This window comes from Bacillus sp. LUNF1 (assembly GCF_011008975.1).
GTDB lineage: Bacteria > Bacillota > Bacilli > Bacillales > Bacillaceae > Bacillus > Bacillus velezensis.
Genome location: NZ_CP048876.1, coordinates 3658783 through 3677359, shown reverse-complemented (window position 1 = coordinate 3677359; position 18577 = coordinate 3658783). Strand labels below are relative to the sequence as shown.

Here is an 18577-nt window from a genome sequence, read left to right as displayed (position 1 = left end):
ACATCATGCATCCTAAAAAACAAAAAATGATTTATAGAATGGGGATAGGATTTAATTAGAAAAATCTTAAGAAAAAAGTAATATTTGCTTAAGAGAAAAGAGAACTTTCCTTTATATAGTAGGAGTATATATGGAAAGGGGAAAGCGAATGACATACATCTTAAAAACGAGTCAGCTTACAAAAACATTTAAAGGAAAAGAAGTTGTTTCCGGGGTTAATATGCACGTGAAAAAAGGGGAGATTTATGGATTCTTGGGTCCCAATGGTGCAGGTAAAACAACCATTATGAAAATGATTACCAATTTAATCAAGCCAACAAGTGGTGAAATAGAAATTTTCGGTGAGAAATTAACAGATACGTCATTTGAAGTTTTAAAAAGAATGGGCACCATTATTGAATATCCCATTTTCTATGACAACCTCACGGCTAAAGAAAATTTAGATTTCCATTGTGAATATATGGGCTATTACGATAAAAAATCCATTGACCATGCTATCGAGCTTGTAAAGTTACATAATATTGATAATAAAAAAGTGAAAGAGTTTTCTTTAGGAATGAAACAAAGGTTAGGAATAGCCAGAGCTATTTCTACAAGACCAGAACTTCTCATTTTAGACGAGCCGATTAATGGCCTGGATCCAATAGGTATAAAAGAGTTGAGGGATCTCTTTAAGTTACTTTGCAGAGAATATGGAATTACATTATTAGTCTCCAGTCACATTTTAGCCGAAATGGAACAAATGTCAGATACTGTTGGTATCATACAGAATGGCAAGTTAATAAAAGAAGTTTCTATGAAGAGTATTAACGGAAAACAAACAGAGTATATAGAGGTAAAAGTCCAAAATATAAAAAAAGCGTTATATATTTTAGAGCAAAATCTGGGGATAAGAAATTTTAAAATGATTGATCAACAATTAATTCGTATCTATGAAACAGCAGTTACACAACAAGAAATCTCTAAAGCACTTATTCTGAATGACATTGGTATAGAAAGTATAAATAAAAAACACAGTTCTTTAGAAGAATACTTCTTAAATTCTATGAATGGGGAGGGAATACACACTAGATAGATTGCCCGTCTGTGTTATGCACCTATTTGCATTGTCTTAAATTCTTCAGCTGGAGGCTATTAGCATGTTAAAACTTATGAAATTAGAGTACAAAAAACATCACTTATCACAGTATTTTAAATGGGTGGCACTTTGGATATTCATCATCTTTGCCTTAGCGGCTTTTATGGGATGGGAATCTAAAAATGAAAATGAACTTATGTTTCGTGATTATGCAGATTTTATATCTCTAACTAATATTTTAATTAGAATTGTGTTTATTAGTTTTTCTGCTGTGATTTTATCCCGTTTAGTTATTGATGAATATAAAAATAAAACAATACAATTGCTGTTTACTTATCCTTTACAAAGAAAAAAATTAATGCAAGCTAAACTATCTATTGTCTTCCTATTCTGCTTTGTAAGTATTGTTATTGCTACGTTTGTTATTAACTTGTTAATTCTCTTCGTGAGTCCGCACTTATATTTATTCGAGAAGCCTGTTGAAATGAGTGAAGTTATTTCCGCTATGCCATCGACTCTTCTCACCGCTTTTATGATGGGAGGAGTGAGTCTGATTCCTTTATTTTTCGGCATGAGAAAAAAATCAACTTCTGCTACAATCACTTGGGCTGTCATAATCGGGGTTTTTATCAATGCAACAGTTTCCGACGGAGGAGAAACAGTCAGTTTAAGTCAATTTATTATCATTCCAATTATACTTTGTTTATTTGGTTTTTTAGTGGGTTATCTTTCTTACCGTAAGGTGGATCAGAAAGATTTATTGTAGATAAAAGGAGAAATTATACAATGAAGAAGATTATAGCATCATGTGCAGTGTTAATCGTAATCGGCGGAATTGTTTTAAGCCTTTATAAGACAGATACAAAAAACTTTAAAAAGAACGTGTCCTGCAATGTTGAAAAAATTGATACTTTAAAAGTATATACTGACTCATGGGATGTGAAGTTTAAAAAGAGTAATTCAAATAAGGCAACAATATCTGCTGAGGGGAAGCAGAAAGATAAGGCTCCAGTTACATTTCAAGGAGATGGGGGGGATTTGGTCGTTAGTCAAAAAGAACAAAAGAATGGCGGCTTTTTGGATGGATTTACTTTTGGGAAGCAGGGCGGCACAATCTATATTAATGTTCCCGATTCAGGTATGAACAATATTGAAATAACTAATAAGGATGGGAATATACAATTAAGTGAGATTTCAGCTGAAAATATTATCGTTGAAAATAATTCCGGTGATGAAAAAATCAATAATGTTTCGGCTCATACTGGAAAGTTTTCATCCAAGGATGGGGCGTTAAGCGTTGAAAATAGTTCTTTTGAGAAATTAAATATAACATCTGCAGGCGGCGATAACGAGATGAAGGAAATACATAGTTCCAATGTAAAGGTTACTTCTAAAGATGGAGCGGTTTCAATCAAGGACATAACAGAAGGAAAATCTTTATCAGTAAATACGAAATCAGGAGATATAGGTGTATCTTATAAAAAAGCGCCAACTTCACTTGCTGTTTTTGCTCAGAGTAATTCTGATGTAACGTTTGATTTAGATGGGCTTAATAAGAGCCATGATGGCGTAAAACTGAAAAAAGGTGAAATTGGCGCGGGAAGTAATAAAGTAAGTCTATCTAGTGAAGATGGTTCGATAAAGGTGAGATAAAAAGAGAAAAACACAAGACAACAATTCCCGCTATTGAAGAATGGTTGTCTTATTTGTTTGTATTTAAAATGTTTTGGAATATTTATCTCCTTTTGTATAAAAAATAATTATAATGAGATTAATTATCTGTATAATGATTGAAATAAACAGTGAATTAAGAATATCAGTTTTATATTTAAGGAGCGGAAAGCTTGGGTTACAAAATATTAATTGTAGAAGACGACCAATTCATAAGCGATATGGTAAGCGAAAGCTTAACGAAAGAAGGGTTTGAAGTAACAGCAGCTTTTGATGGTGAAGAAGCTTTAGACATATTGAACACCCAAAAGTTTGAGGTTATAATGTTGGATTTAATGCTTCCGAAGATAGATGGGATGGAATGTTTAAGAATGATTCGTTCCAAAAGTATGGTTCCCGTTCTTATCATGTCTGCAAAAGATGAAGATGTAGATAAGGCACTTGGTCTCGGCCTCGGAGCTGATGATTATATTTCTAAACCTTTTTCTATGCTGGAGGTAATAGCCAGAATTAAAGCAACCATTAGAAGAGAAAGACACTATAAGAGCTCCCTGTCTTCAAAGGAAGAAAAAATCATTAAAATAGGTGATTTAAGTGTTGACCTGCATGGCTTTTCTGTTAAAAAATTCAATGAAAAGATTAATCTCACGGCAAAAGAATTTAATATTTTAAAACTCTTTATTTCTAATCCTTCACAAGTATATACTAAGTCTCAACTTTATAAGTCCGTATGGGAAGATGAGTATCATGGAGATGAGAATGTAATTAATGTTCATATTAGACGGCTCAGAGAGAAAATTGAGGACGATCCATCTCATCCAACGTACATAAAAACTTTGTGGGGAATCGGTTATAAGTTGGGAGATTTTTGAATGTTTTATCTAGTGGTTATTTTATTTATATGCTCTGCAGCAGTAAATATATTTCTTTTCCGAAGCCGATTAAATCTAAGGACTGAGATTAAATATATAAGAAATAAACTTCGAAAAGTTGTAAATGAAGAGACAGGCGAAAGATTATTGCTTAACACGGAAGATAAATATATAAAATCCTTGTTAATTCAAATAAACCGTCTTTTAGACCATAATCAAAAGATCAAAGGGAACTGCAATAGTATTGAACTGTCCATGCGAAAAATGCTATCAAATATTTCACACGATTTAAAGACGCCTTTAACAGTTATACTAGGTTATATTGAAATGATAAATAACGATAAAAGTCTGACTTCGGAAAAGGTTATGAGTTTACTAAAAACAGTTAATTTAAAAACGGTCGAGGTATTAGCGTTAATAAACCGTTTTTTTGAACTTGTAAAATTAGAGTCAGGAGATAAAAAATTAAATTCTTCACGAATTGACATATGTGAAGTCAGCCGAAAAATAATTTTGGATTACTACGAAATTTTAATCAGCAAAGAATTTGAAGTAGTGATTGATATACCCGATGATTCTATCTTTGTTAGCGGAGATGAAGAAGCAATTGAGAGGGTTCTGAATAATTTAATTACGAATGCAATTCAATATGGTTCCGATGGTAAGATGGTGGGTTTAAAGATCAGAATAACTGATAATGATGTTTTTGTAGAAATATCAGATAAAGGAAAAGGAATAAATGAAATGCATAAAGACCGTGTCTTTGAACGAATGTACACATTGGAGGACTCGAGAAATACCAATTATCAGGGAAGCGGATTGGGGCTGACGATTACTAAGAGATTAGTAGAGCAAATGGAAGGAAGTATATCTCTAAATAGTGTCCCCTTCAAAGAAACAACGTTTTCTGTACGTTTAAGACGTATTAAATTTTAATAAAAGCAGTAAGGTTTCTTCTGTATACGTCTTCAAATCCCCTTTCTCTTTAATCTGAGAGGCTGACAACAGTCTCTTTTTTTTTTATACGCAAAAGGATGGCATGAATCTTGCATATAAAAAGGGGCGTAACGACAATGTGAAAGGGATTGATGGGTTTTGGTGTAAAAGCGCTTACATTTTGTTCTGCCGGTAATTGAAGCTTACACGTAAAATACGATGAGGTGATAAAACATGTCAGCCAACCCGCTTTCTAAAAGCAATCAGAAAGATGAAGAAAAAGAAGTTCTTAATTTGTTCTTGTCAACACAATCGATCATAAAAGAAGCTCTGCGCAAACTGGGCTATCCTGACAATATGTATGAACTGATGAAAGAGCCGATGCGGCTTTTAACCGTCCGCATCCCTGTCAAAATGGACAATGGCTCAGTACAGGTTTTCACGGGCTACCGCTCACAGCATAATGACGCAGTCGGCCCGACAAAAGGGGGCGTGCGGTTTCATCCGGAAGTCAGTGAAGAAGAGGTCAAGGCGCTTTCCATCTGGATGACTTTAAAATGCGGTATCACAAATCTTCCTTACGGGGGCGGAAAAGGCGGCATCATCTGTGATCCGCGGACGATGTCATTCGGAGAGCTGGAACGGCTGAGCCGCGGATATGTGCGCGCGATCAGCCAGATCGTCGGTCCGACAAAGGATATTCCGGCTCCTGACGTATATACCAACTCGCAGATTATGGCATGGATGATGGACGAATACAGCCGCCTGAGAGAATTTGATTCACCGGGATTCATTACGGGCAAACCGATCGTTCTCGGCGGTTCACAGGGGCGGGAGACGGCGACCGCGCAAGGCGTCACGATTTGTATTGAGGAAGCCGTTAAGAAAAAAGGGATTCCATTGGAAAATGCACGGATCATCATTCAGGGGTTCGGAAATGCGGGGAGCTTTCTCGCTAAATTTATGCATGACGCCGGCGCCAAGGTGATCGGCATCTCAGACGCCCACGGCGCTTTGTATGACCCTGACGGCCTTGACATTGATTACCTGCTGGATAAGCGGGACAGCTTCGGCACGGTGACGAATCTCTTCTCGGATGTCATAACGAACCGGGAGCTGCTGGAAAAGGACTGTGATATTCTCGTGCCCGCCGCAATCTCCAATCAGATTACGGCTGAAAACGCCCATCACATTAAAGCCTCAATCATTGTGGAGGCGGCAAACGGCCCGACAACGATAGATGCCACGAAAATTCTGAATGAAAGAGGCGTGCTTCTCGTACCGGATATTTTGGCAAGCGCCGGCGGCGTGACGGTGTCTTATTTTGAATGGGTGCAAAATAATCAAGGCTTTTACTGGTCTGAGGAGGAAGTCGCCGGAAAACTGCGCAGCGTCATGGTGAATTCGTTTGAATCCATTTATCAGACAGCGCATACCCACAAAGTCGATATGCGTTTGGCCGCCTATATGACGGGCATCAGAAAGTCGGCTGAAGCGGCCCGGTTCCGCGGCTGGGTATAAGTGTTATCCGCAAAGAGATTTTGCATCAGTTATATAGCAGATCGCAAAATTTCTTTGCATTTTCAGATTGCAGCTGACAGATTCGGACAAGCTTCGTCCGCTTTCGGCAAAGATTTTCTTATTTTTATCACAAATTGCTATGCTGGTATGCTTCTTGCATCTTCATAAAGCGTGAGCACACATTACAAAATACGGGGAGGAATTCTAATGACAGTTTCATACGCACACGAACCATTTACAAATTTTCAGGAAGAGACAAATAAACAATCGTTTCAGGAAGCGCTGGCTTATGTGAATTCACAGCTCGGCAAGCATTATCCGCTTATCATCAACGGTGAAGCGATTGAAACGGATAAAAAGATCGTTTCCGTCAATCCGGCAGATAAAAAAGAAGTGATCGGTTCTGTATCAGCCGCCGGAAAAGAACTTGCGGAAAAGGCCATGCAGGCTGCGCTGCAGGCATTTCAAACATGGAAAAAAGTACGGCCGGAACACCGCGCGAATGTGCTGTTTAAAGCGGCGGCGATCATCCGCAGAAGAAAGCACGAATTCTCCGCGTATCTAGTGAAAGAAGCGGGAAAACCGTGGAAGGAAGCGGATGCTGATACGGCGGAAGCGATCGACTTTTTAGAGTATTATGCCCGTCAGATGCTGAAACTGAAAGACGGTTCCCCTGTAAAGAGCCGTGACGGAGAATATAATCAGTATCACTATGAGCCGCTTGGGGTGGGAATCGTCATTTCTCCATTCAACTTCCCGCTTGCGATCATGGCGGGAACGGCGGCGGCAGCCATCGTAACAGGCAACACGATACTGCTGAAACCGGCGGATGCGGCGCCTGTCGTGGCGGCGAAATTCGTTGAAGTGATGAAAGAAGCGGGCCTGCCGGACGGTGTGCTCCAATTCATACCGGGCGACGGAGGAGAAATCGGCGACTATCTGGTTGAGCATCCGAAGACGAGATTTGTGTCGTTTACAGGCTCCCGCGCAGTCGGATGCCGCATCTATGAACGCGCCGCCAAAGTACAGCCGGGCCAAAAGTGGCTGAAACGGGTCATTGCCGAAATGGGAGGGAAAGATACGGTGCTTGTAGACAGAGATGCTGATCTTGATCTTGCCGCTTCCTCAATCGTGTATTCCGCCTTCGGATTCTCAGGCCAAAAATGTTCAGCCGGTTCCCGTGCGGTCATTCATCAGGACGTCTATGATGAAGTTGTTGAAAAAGCCGTCGCTTTAACAAAATCACTCACCGTCGGAAGTCCGGAAGATTTTGATACATACATGGGGCCAGTCATCCACGAAGCATCTTATAATAAAGTCATGAGTTATATCGAAATCGGCAAAACAGAAGGAAAACTCCTGACGGGAGGCGAAGGTGATGATTCAAAAGGATACTTTATTCAGCCGACCATTTTTGCGGATGTTGATGAAAACGCCCGCCTGATGCAGGAGGAAATTTTCGGGCCGGTCGTCGCGATCTCAAAAGCCCGTGATTTCGACCATATGCTTGAGATTGCCAATAATACCGATTACGGACTGACGGGCGCTCTGTTATCGAAAACCCGCGCGCACATTGAACGCGCCCGCGAAGATTTTCACGTCGGGAATCTATACTTCAACCGCGGATGTACGGGAGCGATTGTCGGATACCAGCCGTTCGGCGGTTTCAATATGTCAGGAACCGATTCAAAAGCCGGAGGACCTGACTATCTGATTCTTCATATGCAGGCAAAAACAACGTCTGAAGCCTATTAATCTTTCGGAAATAGCGCGATGAAAAAGAGAGTCGCGCTATTTTCTCTATATGAGGGTAAGGAGGATGGAACATGTATCAGCAGCTCAGCAAAATGCTTCCGGAGGAGAAAATAGAAGCCATTACGAAATCACTGGTGGCGTTAAACAGCATCAACGGCACATTGGGAGAAGGAAAAAAAGCCGACTATATCAAAGATATGATCAAGAGCTTTCCCTACTTTCAGGAGAATCCGTCACATGTGTGGGAGCAGGCGATTCCTGAGGACCCTTACGGCCGCAAAAATATTTTCGCATTTATTGAGGGAAACGGCGAAAGCCTGAATACGGTCATTTATCACGCTCATCTTGATACGGTCGGCATCGAGGATTTCGGCCCTTTAAAAGATATCGCTTTTGATTCCGACCGTCTCGCGGAGTATTTCTCAAACTATGAATTTGATCGGGATGTGCAGCGGGACGCCCGCTCAGGCGAGTGGATGTTCGGAAGGGGTTCGGTTGATATGCAGAGCGGTATTGCCGTTCATCTCGCCAATCTGCTTCACTTTTCTGAACGGCGCGATCAGCTGCCGGGCCATATTCTGTTCATGGCAAACCCGGATGAAGAAAGCCAGCATTCCGGCATTTTAACCAGCATTTCTGAATTAAAACGTCTGAAACAAGAAAAGCAGCTTCGTTATTTAGCAGCGATTAATAACGATTTTATCACGCCGCTGTATGAGGGTGACACGACAAGGTACATCTACACGGGCGCGGCAGGGAAGCTTTTGCCTTGCTTTGCGATTTACGGGCGGGAGGTGCATGTCGGTGATACGCTGTCCGGCATCGACCCGAATTTGATCGCATCAGAAATCACCAGAAGAATTCACAACAATATTCATATGGCGGAAAACATTGAAGGGGAGCTTGTGCTTCCGCCGACCTGCCTGTACCAGCGTGACAATAAGGAAGCGTATAACGTGCAGACCGCCGTCAGCAGCTATGTCTATTTTAATTATTTTATTTACGAGAAAACCGCCAAAGAAGTCATGGATCAGCTGACTGCCGTGGCTGACGAAGCTTGCAGAGAGACAGAGCGAAAATTATCTGATTATTATGACGAATACTGCGAGAGAACGAGCCTGCCGAAAAAAGAGATGTCATGGAACGTTCAAGTGTACAGTCTGGAAGATTACCTGAAAAGGCTGAGAAACCGCGGGATAGACCCTGCACAGTGTATCGAGCAGACATTTAAAACATATGAACATCTTGAACTGCGGATGAGATGCTTTAAAGCCGTCGAGGAACTGCAAAAACTCGATCCTGAGCAGGGAGCCAAGGTCATTATTTTCTATGCGCCGCCTTACCTTCCGCACAATTATCTGAAAGAAGAGAGCACACGGGACCGGCTTTTGCAGCATGTCATTCAAGAAGCGGTCGATAAAACAGCGGCATCAACCGGAGAAACATTCGTCTTTAAAAAGTTTTTCCCTTATTTAGCGGACGGAAGCTTTTTATCGCTGCATGAAACAGACGAGGAGGTCTCCGCCTTTACCGATAATTTTCCGGGCTGGGATGTCATCGGGACGATTCCTTTTAAAGAAATAAGGGAATTGAATATTCCGTCGGTCAATATAGGGGTATACGGAAAGGACGGCCATAAATGGACGGAACGCGTGTACAAGCCGTACACATTCCATGTGCTGCCGGAACTCATTCAGCAGACGACAATGCACCTTTTGCACAGCTGCCGATTAGACATACGCACAAATGGCTGACATAACGGAATAAGGGGGATGTATATGCAGGGAGATACCAATCAAACTGAATTGCAGCGCACGATGAAGGGCCGGCATTTGTTTATGATCGCCCTCGGCGGCGTGATCGGGACGGGGCTTTTTCTGGGCTCCGGTTTTACGATCAGTGAAGCAGGACCGATCGGCGCGATATTGGCTTATGTGATCGGCGGAGTTTTAATGTATCTGGTGATGCTTTGTTTGGGGGAGCTCGCGGTCGCCATGCCGGTCGCAGGATCATTTCAGGCGTATGCCGCAAAGTTTCTCGGGCCGTCGACGGGGTTTACGATCGGATGGATGTACGCATTCAGCTGGGCCAATACAGTGGGGCTTGAACTGACGTCGGCGGGGATTTTAATGCAGCGGTGGTTTCCGGCCGTTCCGATTTGGGTGTGGTGCCTTGTATTCGGCGTCGTCATTTTTTCCATTAACGCGCTGTCTGCGCGGAGTTTTGCGGAAATGGAATTTTGGTTTTCCAGCATTAAGGTCATGGCCATTGTATTGTTTATTATTCTCGGCTGCGCTGCGGTATTCGGCTTTGTCGGTTTTAACGGCGGGCAGACGGCTCCGTATCTGTCAAACTTTACGACGGACAAAGGGCTTTTCCCGAACGGCGCCCAAGCCGTGCTGTTTACCCTTGTCATGGTGAATTTTTCATTCCAGGGCACCGAGCTGGTCGGAATCGCCTCGGGAGAAAGCGAAAATCCGGAAAAGACGCTTCCCCGCTCAATCCGAAACGTCATATGGCGGACGCTGTTTTTCTTCGTGCTGGCGATGTTTGTTCTCGTGTCCATTTTGCCGTACCAAACCGCAGGCGTCATCGAAAGCCCGTTTGTGGCTGTGCTGGATAAAATCGGCGTTCCCTATGCGGCTGATATCATGAACTTTGTCATTCTGACCGCCATGCTGTCGGTGGCGAATTCCGGGCTGTACGCTTCGTCCAGAATGATGTGGTCCCTATCAAAAACTAAGATGGGCCCCGCTTCCTTAACGAAACTGACGAAAAAAGGCGTGCCTCTGAAAGCTCTTTCCATCACCATCGCCATCTCCGGTTTATCCCTGCTGACAAGTGTATTCGCGGCTGAAACGGTGTATGTGTGGCTCATTTCCATCTCCGGTATGATTACCGTCGTCGCGTGGATGTCAATCTGCGCTTCACAATTCGTTTTCCGGAGGCGCTTTCTCGCTGAAGGAGGAAATCTGAAAGACCTGGCATTTAAAACGCCTCTTTATCCGATCGTGCCGATTCTCGGATTTTCGGTTTACGGTCTTATCTTGATCAGTCTCATCTTTATCCCCGACCAGCGTATCGGTCTGTACTGCGGCGTCCCGCTGATGATCATTTGTTACGCGTATTATCACTTCGGTATCAAAAAACGCCTGAAGCGTGAGCCGGCTTCTTCGAAAAAAGGCGCTGCCGGATAAGAAAAAAAGCCCTTCGCTTAAAGCGGCGGGCTTTACTTTGTTTTTCGTTTTGCCGACAGCACATAGGATAGAACGGCACAGAACTCAAAACCGAAAATGCTGACGGCCATCGGCCAGGCATTTTCTTCTCCGGCAATACCGACAAGGGGAGCGGCAGCCGCACCGCCGATAAAGGGCAGGAGTCCGAGAAGAGCCGCAGCGCTTCCCGCGCCTTTCTCCTGTTTTTGCATAGCTAAAGAAAATCCCGTCGTCGTGACGATCCCGACAGAAGAAACAATGATGAATAAAGAAATGCAGACCGCCGTCAGGCCTAAACCAAACGCAAGTGATAAAAGCAAAGTGATGCTTCCGATGACGGCGATCAACAGCCCGGAGACAAACAGCTTCCGTTCATCATGTGTTTTAGCCATCCGTCCGGTGATTTGGGTGGCGCATATGATTCCCGCACCGTTTACGGCGAACAGCAGGCTGAACATTTGCGCTGATACGCCGTAGATGTTTTGCAGTACAAACGGCGACCCGGCAATATATGCGAACATGCCGGTCATCACAAATGCCTGGCTGAGCGCAAATCCCATAAACATCCGGTCGCCAAGCAGGCCGCGAAATGTCATCAGCGTCTCCCGGAGTCCGCCGCTTGTCCGCTTTTCCGGCGGGAGTGATTCAGGCAACGCCGTAAGCACGGCGGCGGAAATGATACAGCCGATCACCGCCAGCACGACAAATACGATTTTCCAGCCGGCAAACTGAAGGATAAATCCCCCTGTAATCGGCGCTAAAATCGGCGCCGCCCCATTGACGAGCATCAGTAATGAGAAAAAAGCCGTTAATTCTTTTCCGGAATACATATCGCGCGCGGAAGCCCGTGCGATGACGATTCCGGCCGCCCCGGTGAATCCTTGAATAAACCTCATGACAATTAAAAACGAAACAGAAGGGCTGAAGGCGCATAATAAAGAAGACAGCGTATAAAGCAGCAATGACAGAATGAGCGGCTTCCGGCGCCCGATCATATCACTGAGCGGCCCGACAACGATCTGCCCGACCGCCAGCCCCAAAAGACAAAACGTCAGGCTCAGCTGCGCAAGTGACGCTGTCGTATGAAGATCGGCCGCCACTTCAGGCAAAGCGGGCAGATACATATCGAGCGAAAGCGGCCCGAATGAAGCGAGCGTCCCGAGAATCAGTACCATGCCGAGGCCTGCGCGGGCGGCCTTTGAATCAGCGTTATTCATTCCATGACCCCCACCTTAACAAATGATTCTATCACTATAGCATAACCGGACGGTGTATTTTATATCATTTATTGAATACAAACTAAATATTTTATTTAAAATCTGAATGTAAATAAAAAATTAGAATTAGTTTTCATGTGAAATGTAAAATGAAATATAAGGATGCTAAACTATAAAGAAACAAAAGGTAGAAAAGTTTTACGGAAGAGGTGTTCAAAGAGCATGAACAGCAAACAAACCGATCACATCGAAACGAAACGCCGATTTCCGATCTGTCTCGCGCTTGCTTTGACATTAGGCGTATTTGCCGCCGGTTCTGAAGAGCTGGTGATTTCTCCGCTGCTTCCGGATTTAGCGCGGGCTTTCAGCTCGGATGTCAGTGTGCTGGCGCTTTCCATCAGTATTTACGGAGTGATGATTTTTATCGGGGCGCCGCTTCTCGTTCCGCTGGGAGATAAATATTCCCGGGAGCTCAGCCTGATGACGGGGCTGCTTATATTTACGGCCGGCACGGTGATCTGCGCGCTGGCGCACAATCTCTTTTTCTTCTTTCTGGGCAGGGCGCTTTCCGGGCTTGCGGCGGGTGCGTTTGTGCCGACAGCTTATGCGGTGGTCGGCGACCGTGTGCCTTATGCGTACCGCGGCAAGGTGATGGGTCTGATCGTGTCAAGCTGGTCGCTCGCTTTGATTTTCGGCGTTCCGATCGGCTCTTTTATCGGCGGCGTTTTGAATTGGCGGTGGACGTTTTGGATTTTCGCCCTCATGTCTGTCCTCGTTGCTTCGCTCATTTTCATTGAGGCGCGCCGCAGCACGGCGGATGGGGATAAAACAGAAGAGGAAAACGGACGGCAGGCAGGCACTTTCCGGGATGCGCTGAAGGTGCCCCGTGTCCCTGTATACCTCACGATCACTTTTTGCAACATGATCGGTTTTTACGGCATGTATTCCTTTCTCGGCACCTATCTTCACCGCGTGCTGCCGGGGGGGAATACAGCTTCAGGGCTGCTGATCATGGTGTACGGAATCGGTTTTTCCATGAGCGTGTTCACCGGAAAAATCGCAGATAAGGCGGGGAAAATGCGCGCTTTGATCGCGGCATTGGCCGTGATCAGCATATGGCTTTCTTGTCTCGCCTATGCGCCGTCATCAATGCCGTTTTTGGTCATCGGGTTATTCGTCTGGGGATTGATGCAAAGCCTGACGGTGACCTTGCTCAGCACCATTTTAAGTGATTGCTCACAGAGCCGCCGGGGCAAAATCATGGCATTTTACAGCCTGGCGTCTAATTTGGCCGTCACCTTGGGTTCTGCTGTCATGGGTCCGGTCTATGTCGGATACGGATATGCAGCTGTCGGATTTATCTGTGCGGCCGTCACCCTCATCGGCTTTGTCCTCAGTGTTTTCGCATACAGAAGGTATGGGAAATATGAGCATCAGGCCGACCAATCATTGTATCGGTAAAATAAAGTTTCTATAATTTTATAAATGTTAATTTTTAACACCTTATATCTTAAGGTGTTTTCTAATATATAGGAATAATTATCAATATTTTCAAATAATATTGACAGCTTGAACATCTATGGATAATATTTACTTAAAATTTAACAGATTGGTTGGTGCTCATGATTATATTGGATAATAGCATTCAAACAAAAAGCAAGGCTTATTCAATATCTAAACTGATTACGATCAACACGCTCGGTCCTGAAGGGACAAGCAGTGAGTACGCAGCAAAAAACTTCATCACCAATTTTACCCTTCTCCAAGGGGTGAACAGCAAATTATCACTGCATGATACATTTGAATCGTGCATTGAAAAAACGCTTCAAAGTCCGCTGGAATACACAATTGTGCCTCACGCGTATGACGGCATTAAGCACTTCTACATGAGACCGGATCTGCAGCTTCTGCAAATTTTCAGGTGCGACACCCCGATGTACGGCCTGGCTGTCCGGCCCGGTTTTGAATATACAGATGACATGCTTGAACAGGCTGTCATCGTATCCCACCCGTCTCCTATCAATTTGATTAAGTATTTTACCCGTAAAGATGTCACGTTTGATCTGGTGAACTCGACGAGCGCAGCCGCGAAAAGAGTGAAGGACGGTTTGTCCGACATCGCGCTGACAAATGAGCTGGCCAGACAAAAGTACGGCCTTCACTTTGTCAAAACATTTAAAAGCATTCCCATGAGCTGGTCATTATTCGGAAAAGGAGAGATTCATGATGAAAACTGAACAAGATTTGCAGGAACTTTATTTCCCGACGCCTAAATTAATAGAATGGGATAACGGAGTAAGACAATATTCGTCCGTCAGAGGAGATACGGAAGTTCTGCTTTCTTACGTTCCGCCGCATACAAACGTGGAACCGCATCAGCATAAGGAAGTCCAAATCGGCCTTGTCGTTTCCGGCGAGCTGTCCATGACTGTCGGAGATGTCACAAGAAAGATGACAGCGCTGGAATCAGCCTATATCGCGCCTCCTAACGTGCCTCACGGCGCAAGAAATGAGACGGATCAAGAAGTGATCGCCATTGATATCAAACGCCTGAAAGCCGGTGAAACCTACACAAGCCCCGAGGACTATTTTTTGAATATTTTTAAAACGAGAGACTTATTGCCTGGGATGGAAGTCACGTTCTTCGTGGAAGACTGGGTGGAAATCATGCTTGCCAACATTCCGGGCAACGGGGGAGAAATGCCGTTCCATAAACACCGCAATGAACAGATCGGCATCTGCATCGGCGGCGGCTATGATATGACCATTGAAGGCTGCAAAGTGGATATGACATTCGGCACAGCTTATTTCTGCGATCCGAGAGAAGATCACGGCGCCATCAACAGATTTGAAAAAGATTCAAAATCAGTCAATATCTTTTTCCCTCCGCGCTATAACAGAGCAAAAGCGAAAAAATTAGAGGCGAAAGAGTCATGAACCTGACGGATAAAACCGTCCTCATCACAGGGGGCGCATCAGGCATCGGTTATGCCGCGGTTCAGGCGTTTCTGAATCAGCAGGCGAATGTGGTCGTCGCGGATATTGATGAGGCGCAGGGAGAAGCGATGATCCGGAAAGAAAACAATGACAGGCTGTATTTTGTCCGGACGGATATTACAGATGAACCGGCATGTCAAAACGCCATCCGGTCAGCGGCGGACAAGTTCGGCGGATTGGACGTGTTAATCAATAACGCCGGCATCGAAATTGTCGCCCCGATTCATGAGATGGAGCTGAGCGATTGGAACAAGGTGCTCAACGTCAATCTGACGGGCATGTTTCTTATGAGCAAGCACGCGCTCAAGTATATGCTCAAAAGCGGCAAGGGCAATATCATTAACACGTGCTCCGTCGGAGGAGTCGTTGCATGGCCCGACATTCCCGCATATAACGCCTCTAAAGGCGGCGTATTGCAGCTGACGCGTTCGATGGCCGTCGATTACGCCAAACACAACATACGTGTCAATTGCGTGTGCCCGGGAATCATTGACACACCTTTGAATGAAAAGTCGTTCCTTGAAAACAACGAAGGCACGCTTGAAGAAATCAAAAAAGAAAAAGCGAAAGTCAATCCGCTGCTGAGACTCGGCAAGCCTGAAGAAATAGCGAACGTCATGCTGTTTCTCGCGTCGGATTTATCAAGCTATATGACCGGAAGCGCGATCACCGCAGACGGTGGATACACCGCACAATAGAGAAGGAGTGTTTACATATGGAGAGAAAAACAGTATTGGTTATCGCTGACCTTGGGGGATGCCCGCCGCATATGTTTTACAAAAGCGCAGCCGAAAAATACAACCTCGTCAGCTTTATTCCGAGACCTTTTGCAATTACAGCCTCTCATGCAGCTTTGATTGAAAAATACTCGGTCGCGGTCATTAAAGATAAAGACTATTTTAAGAGTCTGGCTGATTTTGAGCATCCCGATTCGATTTACTGGGCTCATGAAGATCATGACAAACCTGAGGAAGAAGTCGTCGAAGAAATCGTCAAGGTGGCCGGCATGTTCGCGGTTGACGCCATTACGACCAACAATGAACTGTTTATCGCTCCGATGGCAAAAGCGTGTGAACGTCTCGGCCTGCGGGGAGCGGGCGTACAGGCCGCTGAAAATGCCAGAGATAAAAACAAAATGAGAGCCGCCTTCAACCGGGCCGGCGTCAAGTCCATCAAAAACAAACGGGTGACGACGCTGGAAGATTTCCGCGCCGCGCTTCAGGAAATCGGAACGCCGCTCATTCTGAAGCCTACATATCTGGCGAGCTCCATCGGCGTGACGCTTATCAAAGAGATGGAAACGGCCGAAGCCGAGTTTAACAGAGTCAATGAATATCTGAAGTCGATTAACGTACCGAAAGCGGTCACGTTTGAAGCGCCGTTTATCGCGGAAGAATTTTTACAGGGCGAGTATGACGACTGGTACGAAACAAGCGGTTATTCCGACTATATCAGCATAGAAGGCATCATGGCCGACGGGGAATACTTCCCCGTCGCGATTCATGATAAAACACCGCAAATCGGATTCACGGAGACATCGCATATTACGCCGTCCATCTTGGATGATGACGCGAAGCGGAAAATCGTCGAAGCAGCCAAAAAGGCGAATGAAGGACTCGGCCTCGAAAACTGCGCAACACATACAGAAATAAAATTAATGAAAAACCGGGAAGCCGGACTGATTGAATCAGCGGCACGATTTGCGGGCTGGAACATGATTCCGAATATTAAAAAGGTCTTCGGCGTCGATATGGCGCAGCTGTTATTGGATGTTCTCTGTTTCGGAAAAGAAGCCGATCTGCCGAAAGGATTATTGGAGCAGGAGCCATGCTATGTCGCCGACTGCCACTTGTATCCTCAGCATTTCAAAGAGAACGGCCAGCTGCCTGAGACGGCTGTCGATTTCGTCATTGAAAGCATTGACATTCCCGACGGCGTCTTAAAGGGAGACACCGAAATCGTTTCTTTCTCAGCGGCCGAAGCGGGTACATCCGTCGATCTGCTGCTGTTCGAAGCGTTCAACAGCATTGCGGCGTTTGAGCTGAAAGGAAGCAATTCGGGTGACGTGGCCGAATCAATCAAACAAATTCAGCAGCAGGCGAAGCTGACTGCAAAGTATGCGTTACCGGTATGAAACAGCTGAAACCGAACTCTAAGTATTTGCTTTTCGGGCAGGCGCTTTCGTTTATGGGAGACTATTGCGTTCTCCCGGCTCTGCTCATTTTGTCTACATACTATCACGACTACTGGGTGACGTCCGGCGTCATCGCGGTCCGCAGTATTCCGATGGTGTTTCAGCCGTTTTTAGGCGTGCTCGTGGACCGGCTCGACAGGGTGAAAATCATGCTGTGGACGGATGTGATCAGAGGTGTCATCTTTTTGGGGCTGACATTTCTCCCGAAAGGCGAATATCCGCTGCTTTTTCTGGCGCTGCTGTTTGTTTCTTACGGAAGCGGCGTGTTTTTTAACCCGGCACGTCTCGCGGTCATGTCGTCTTTAGAAGCGGATATTAAAAATATCAACACTTTGTTTGCAAAAGCCACGACGATTTCGATTATTGTCGGCGCTGCAGCCGGCGGACTTTTTCTGTTGGGCGGTTCTGTGGAGCTTGCCGTCGCGTTTAACGGGGTGACCTATCTTGTCTCCGCGTTTTTCATCAGCCGCATTAAGCTTCAATACGTGCCGATTCAGTCAGAAAACGTGAGAGAAGCTTTTCAGTCGTTTAAAGAAGGCCTGAAGGAAATCAAAACAAATGCTTTTGTGTTAAACGCCATGTTCACGATGATTACGATGGCGCTTTTGTGGGGTGTCGTCTACAGCTATTTCCCGATTGTCAGCCGCTTTTTAGGCGACGGGGAAATCGGCAATTTCATCCTGACGTTCTGTATCGGCTTCGGCGGCTTTATCGGCGCCGCTCTTGTCAGCAAATGGGGCTTTAACAACAATAAAGGGCTGATGTATTTTACAGTGTTATCGATCGTCTCGCTTGCGCTGTTTTTGTTTACCCCGATTTTCGCCGTGTCAGTCATTGCCGCCATTCTTTTCTTTATCGCAATGGAATACGGTGAAGTGCTGGCAAAGGTCAAAGTTCAGGAGAACGCGGCGAACCAGATTCAGGGCCGGATCTTTTCGGTGGCGGAGGCGTCCATCGGATTGTGCATCGCCGTCGGTTCCATGCTGATCAACATTGTAGACGCGGCAGTCATCATGGCGTTTATCGTCCTTTTGGTCAGCGGGCTGTTTCTGCATACAAAACTGGTCAATAAATCCTTTTCAGAACGGAATAACGAATCAGAGCAAATTCATTTATAAGGA

General features: G+C 45.0%; 16 protein-coding genes. 15 read left to right on the top strand and 1 reads right to left on the bottom strand.

The genetic code is table 11. The features are described from left to right. The first annotated feature begins 148 nt into the window (after positions 1–148). The 9 genes from G4O42_RS18265 to G4O42_RS18225 all read left to right on the top strand — a co-directional run bounded on the left by G4O42_RS18265 (position 149) and on the right by G4O42_RS18225 (position 11030). Positions 149–1075 (top strand): ABC transporter ATP-binding protein, encoded by a 927-nt coding sequence (locus G4O42_RS18265; RefSeq protein WP_032876931.1) that lies wholly within the window; start codon positions 149–151, stop codon positions 1073–1075. Between the two features lie 64 nt (positions 1076–1139). Next, positions 1140–1844: an ABC transporter permease gene (locus G4O42_RS18260; RefSeq protein WP_012118718.1), complete on the top strand. Its 705-nt coding sequence runs from the start codon at positions 1140–1142 to the stop codon at positions 1842–1844. A 20-nt stretch (positions 1845–1864) separates the two neighbouring features. After that, on the top strand, positions 1865–2731 hold the full coding sequence (locus tag G4O42_RS18255; RefSeq protein ID WP_032875817.1) for a DUF4097 family beta strand repeat-containing protein: 867 nt from the start codon (positions 1865–1867) through the stop codon (positions 2729–2731). Positions 2732–2922: 191 nt separating this feature from the next. Further along, complete coding sequence (locus tag G4O42_RS18250; protein WP_032875820.1) at positions 2923–3621, top strand: response regulator transcription factor; 699 nt, start codon at positions 2923–2925, stop codon at positions 3619–3621. Then, a complete protein-coding gene (locus G4O42_RS18245; protein WP_032875822.1) occupies positions 3622–4557 on the top strand; it encodes a sensor histidine kinase in 936 nt (311 codons plus the stop codon). It abuts the gene before it with no gap. A 234-nt stretch (positions 4558–4791) separates the two neighbouring features. Continuing rightward, positions 4792–6078 carry a Glu/Leu/Phe/Val family dehydrogenase gene (locus tag G4O42_RS18240; protein WP_003150991.1) on the top strand — a complete coding sequence of 429 codons (1287 nt, stop codon included), beginning with the start codon at positions 4792–4794 and terminating at the stop codon, positions 6076–6078. Positions 6079–6285: 207 nt separating this feature from the next. Further along, entirely contained in the window at positions 6286–7833 is a 1548-nt protein-coding gene (pruA, locus tag G4O42_RS18235; protein ID WP_032875826.1) for an L-glutamate gamma-semialdehyde dehydrogenase, read from the top strand. 71 nt (positions 7834–7904) lie between these two features. Further along, positions 7905–9587 carry a M20 family metallopeptidase gene (locus G4O42_RS18230; RefSeq protein ID WP_032875829.1) on the top strand — a complete coding sequence of 561 codons (1683 nt, stop codon included), beginning with the start codon at positions 7905–7907 and terminating at the stop codon, positions 9585–9587. A gap of 24 nt (positions 9588–9611) precedes the next feature. Further along, entirely contained in the window at positions 9612–11030 is a 1419-nt protein-coding gene (locus G4O42_RS18225; RefSeq protein WP_032875833.1) for an amino acid permease, read from the top strand. Positions 11031–11062: 32 nt separating this feature from the next. On the opposite strand, the gene G4O42_RS18220 is transcribed toward G4O42_RS18225, so the two are convergent. After that, a complete protein-coding gene (locus G4O42_RS18220) occupies positions 11063–12265 on the bottom strand; it encodes a multidrug effflux MFS transporter (protein WP_032875836.1) in 1203 nt (400 codons plus the stop codon). Between the two features lie 222 nt (positions 12266–12487). Between G4O42_RS18220 and G4O42_RS18215 the strand changes: the two genes are divergently transcribed. The 6 genes from G4O42_RS18215 to G4O42_RS18190 all read left to right on the top strand — a co-directional run bounded on the left by G4O42_RS18215 (position 12488) and on the right by G4O42_RS18190 (position 18574). After that, positions 12488–13726, top strand: coding sequence for an MFS transporter (locus G4O42_RS18215; RefSeq protein ID WP_032875839.1), 1239 nt, complete (start codon positions 12488–12490; stop codon positions 13724–13726). A 161-nt stretch (positions 13727–13887) separates the two neighbouring features. Continuing rightward, complete coding sequence (locus tag G4O42_RS18210) at positions 13888–14502, top strand: bacilysin biosynthesis protein BacA (RefSeq protein ID WP_032875842.1); 615 nt, start codon at positions 13888–13890, stop codon at positions 14500–14502. Then, positions 14492–15202: a 3-((4R)-4-hydroxycyclohexa-1,5-dien-1-yl)-2-oxopropanoate isomerase gene (gene bacB / locus G4O42_RS18205; RefSeq protein WP_003151000.1), complete on the top strand. Its 711-nt coding sequence runs from the start codon at positions 14492–14494 to the stop codon at positions 15200–15202. Before G4O42_RS18210 ends, bacB begins: the two co-directional genes overlap by 11 nt. After that, positions 15199–15960 (top strand): dihydroanticapsin 7-dehydrogenase, encoded by a 762-nt coding sequence (gene bacC, locus G4O42_RS18200; protein WP_032875845.1) that lies wholly within the window; start codon positions 15199–15201, stop codon positions 15958–15960. The genes bacB and bacC overlap by 4 nt, the downstream gene beginning before the upstream one ends. A 17-nt stretch (positions 15961–15977) precedes the next feature. After that, entirely contained in the window at positions 15978–17396 is a 1419-nt protein-coding gene (gene bacD / locus G4O42_RS18195; RefSeq protein WP_032875848.1) for an alanine--anticapsin ligase, read from the top strand. After that, a complete protein-coding gene (locus tag G4O42_RS18190; RefSeq protein ID WP_007407671.1) occupies positions 17393–18574 on the top strand; it encodes a bacilysin exporter BacE in 1182 nt (393 codons plus the stop codon). The genes bacD and G4O42_RS18190 overlap by 4 nt, the downstream gene beginning before the upstream one ends. The last annotated feature ends 3 nt before the right edge of the window (positions 18575–18577 follow it).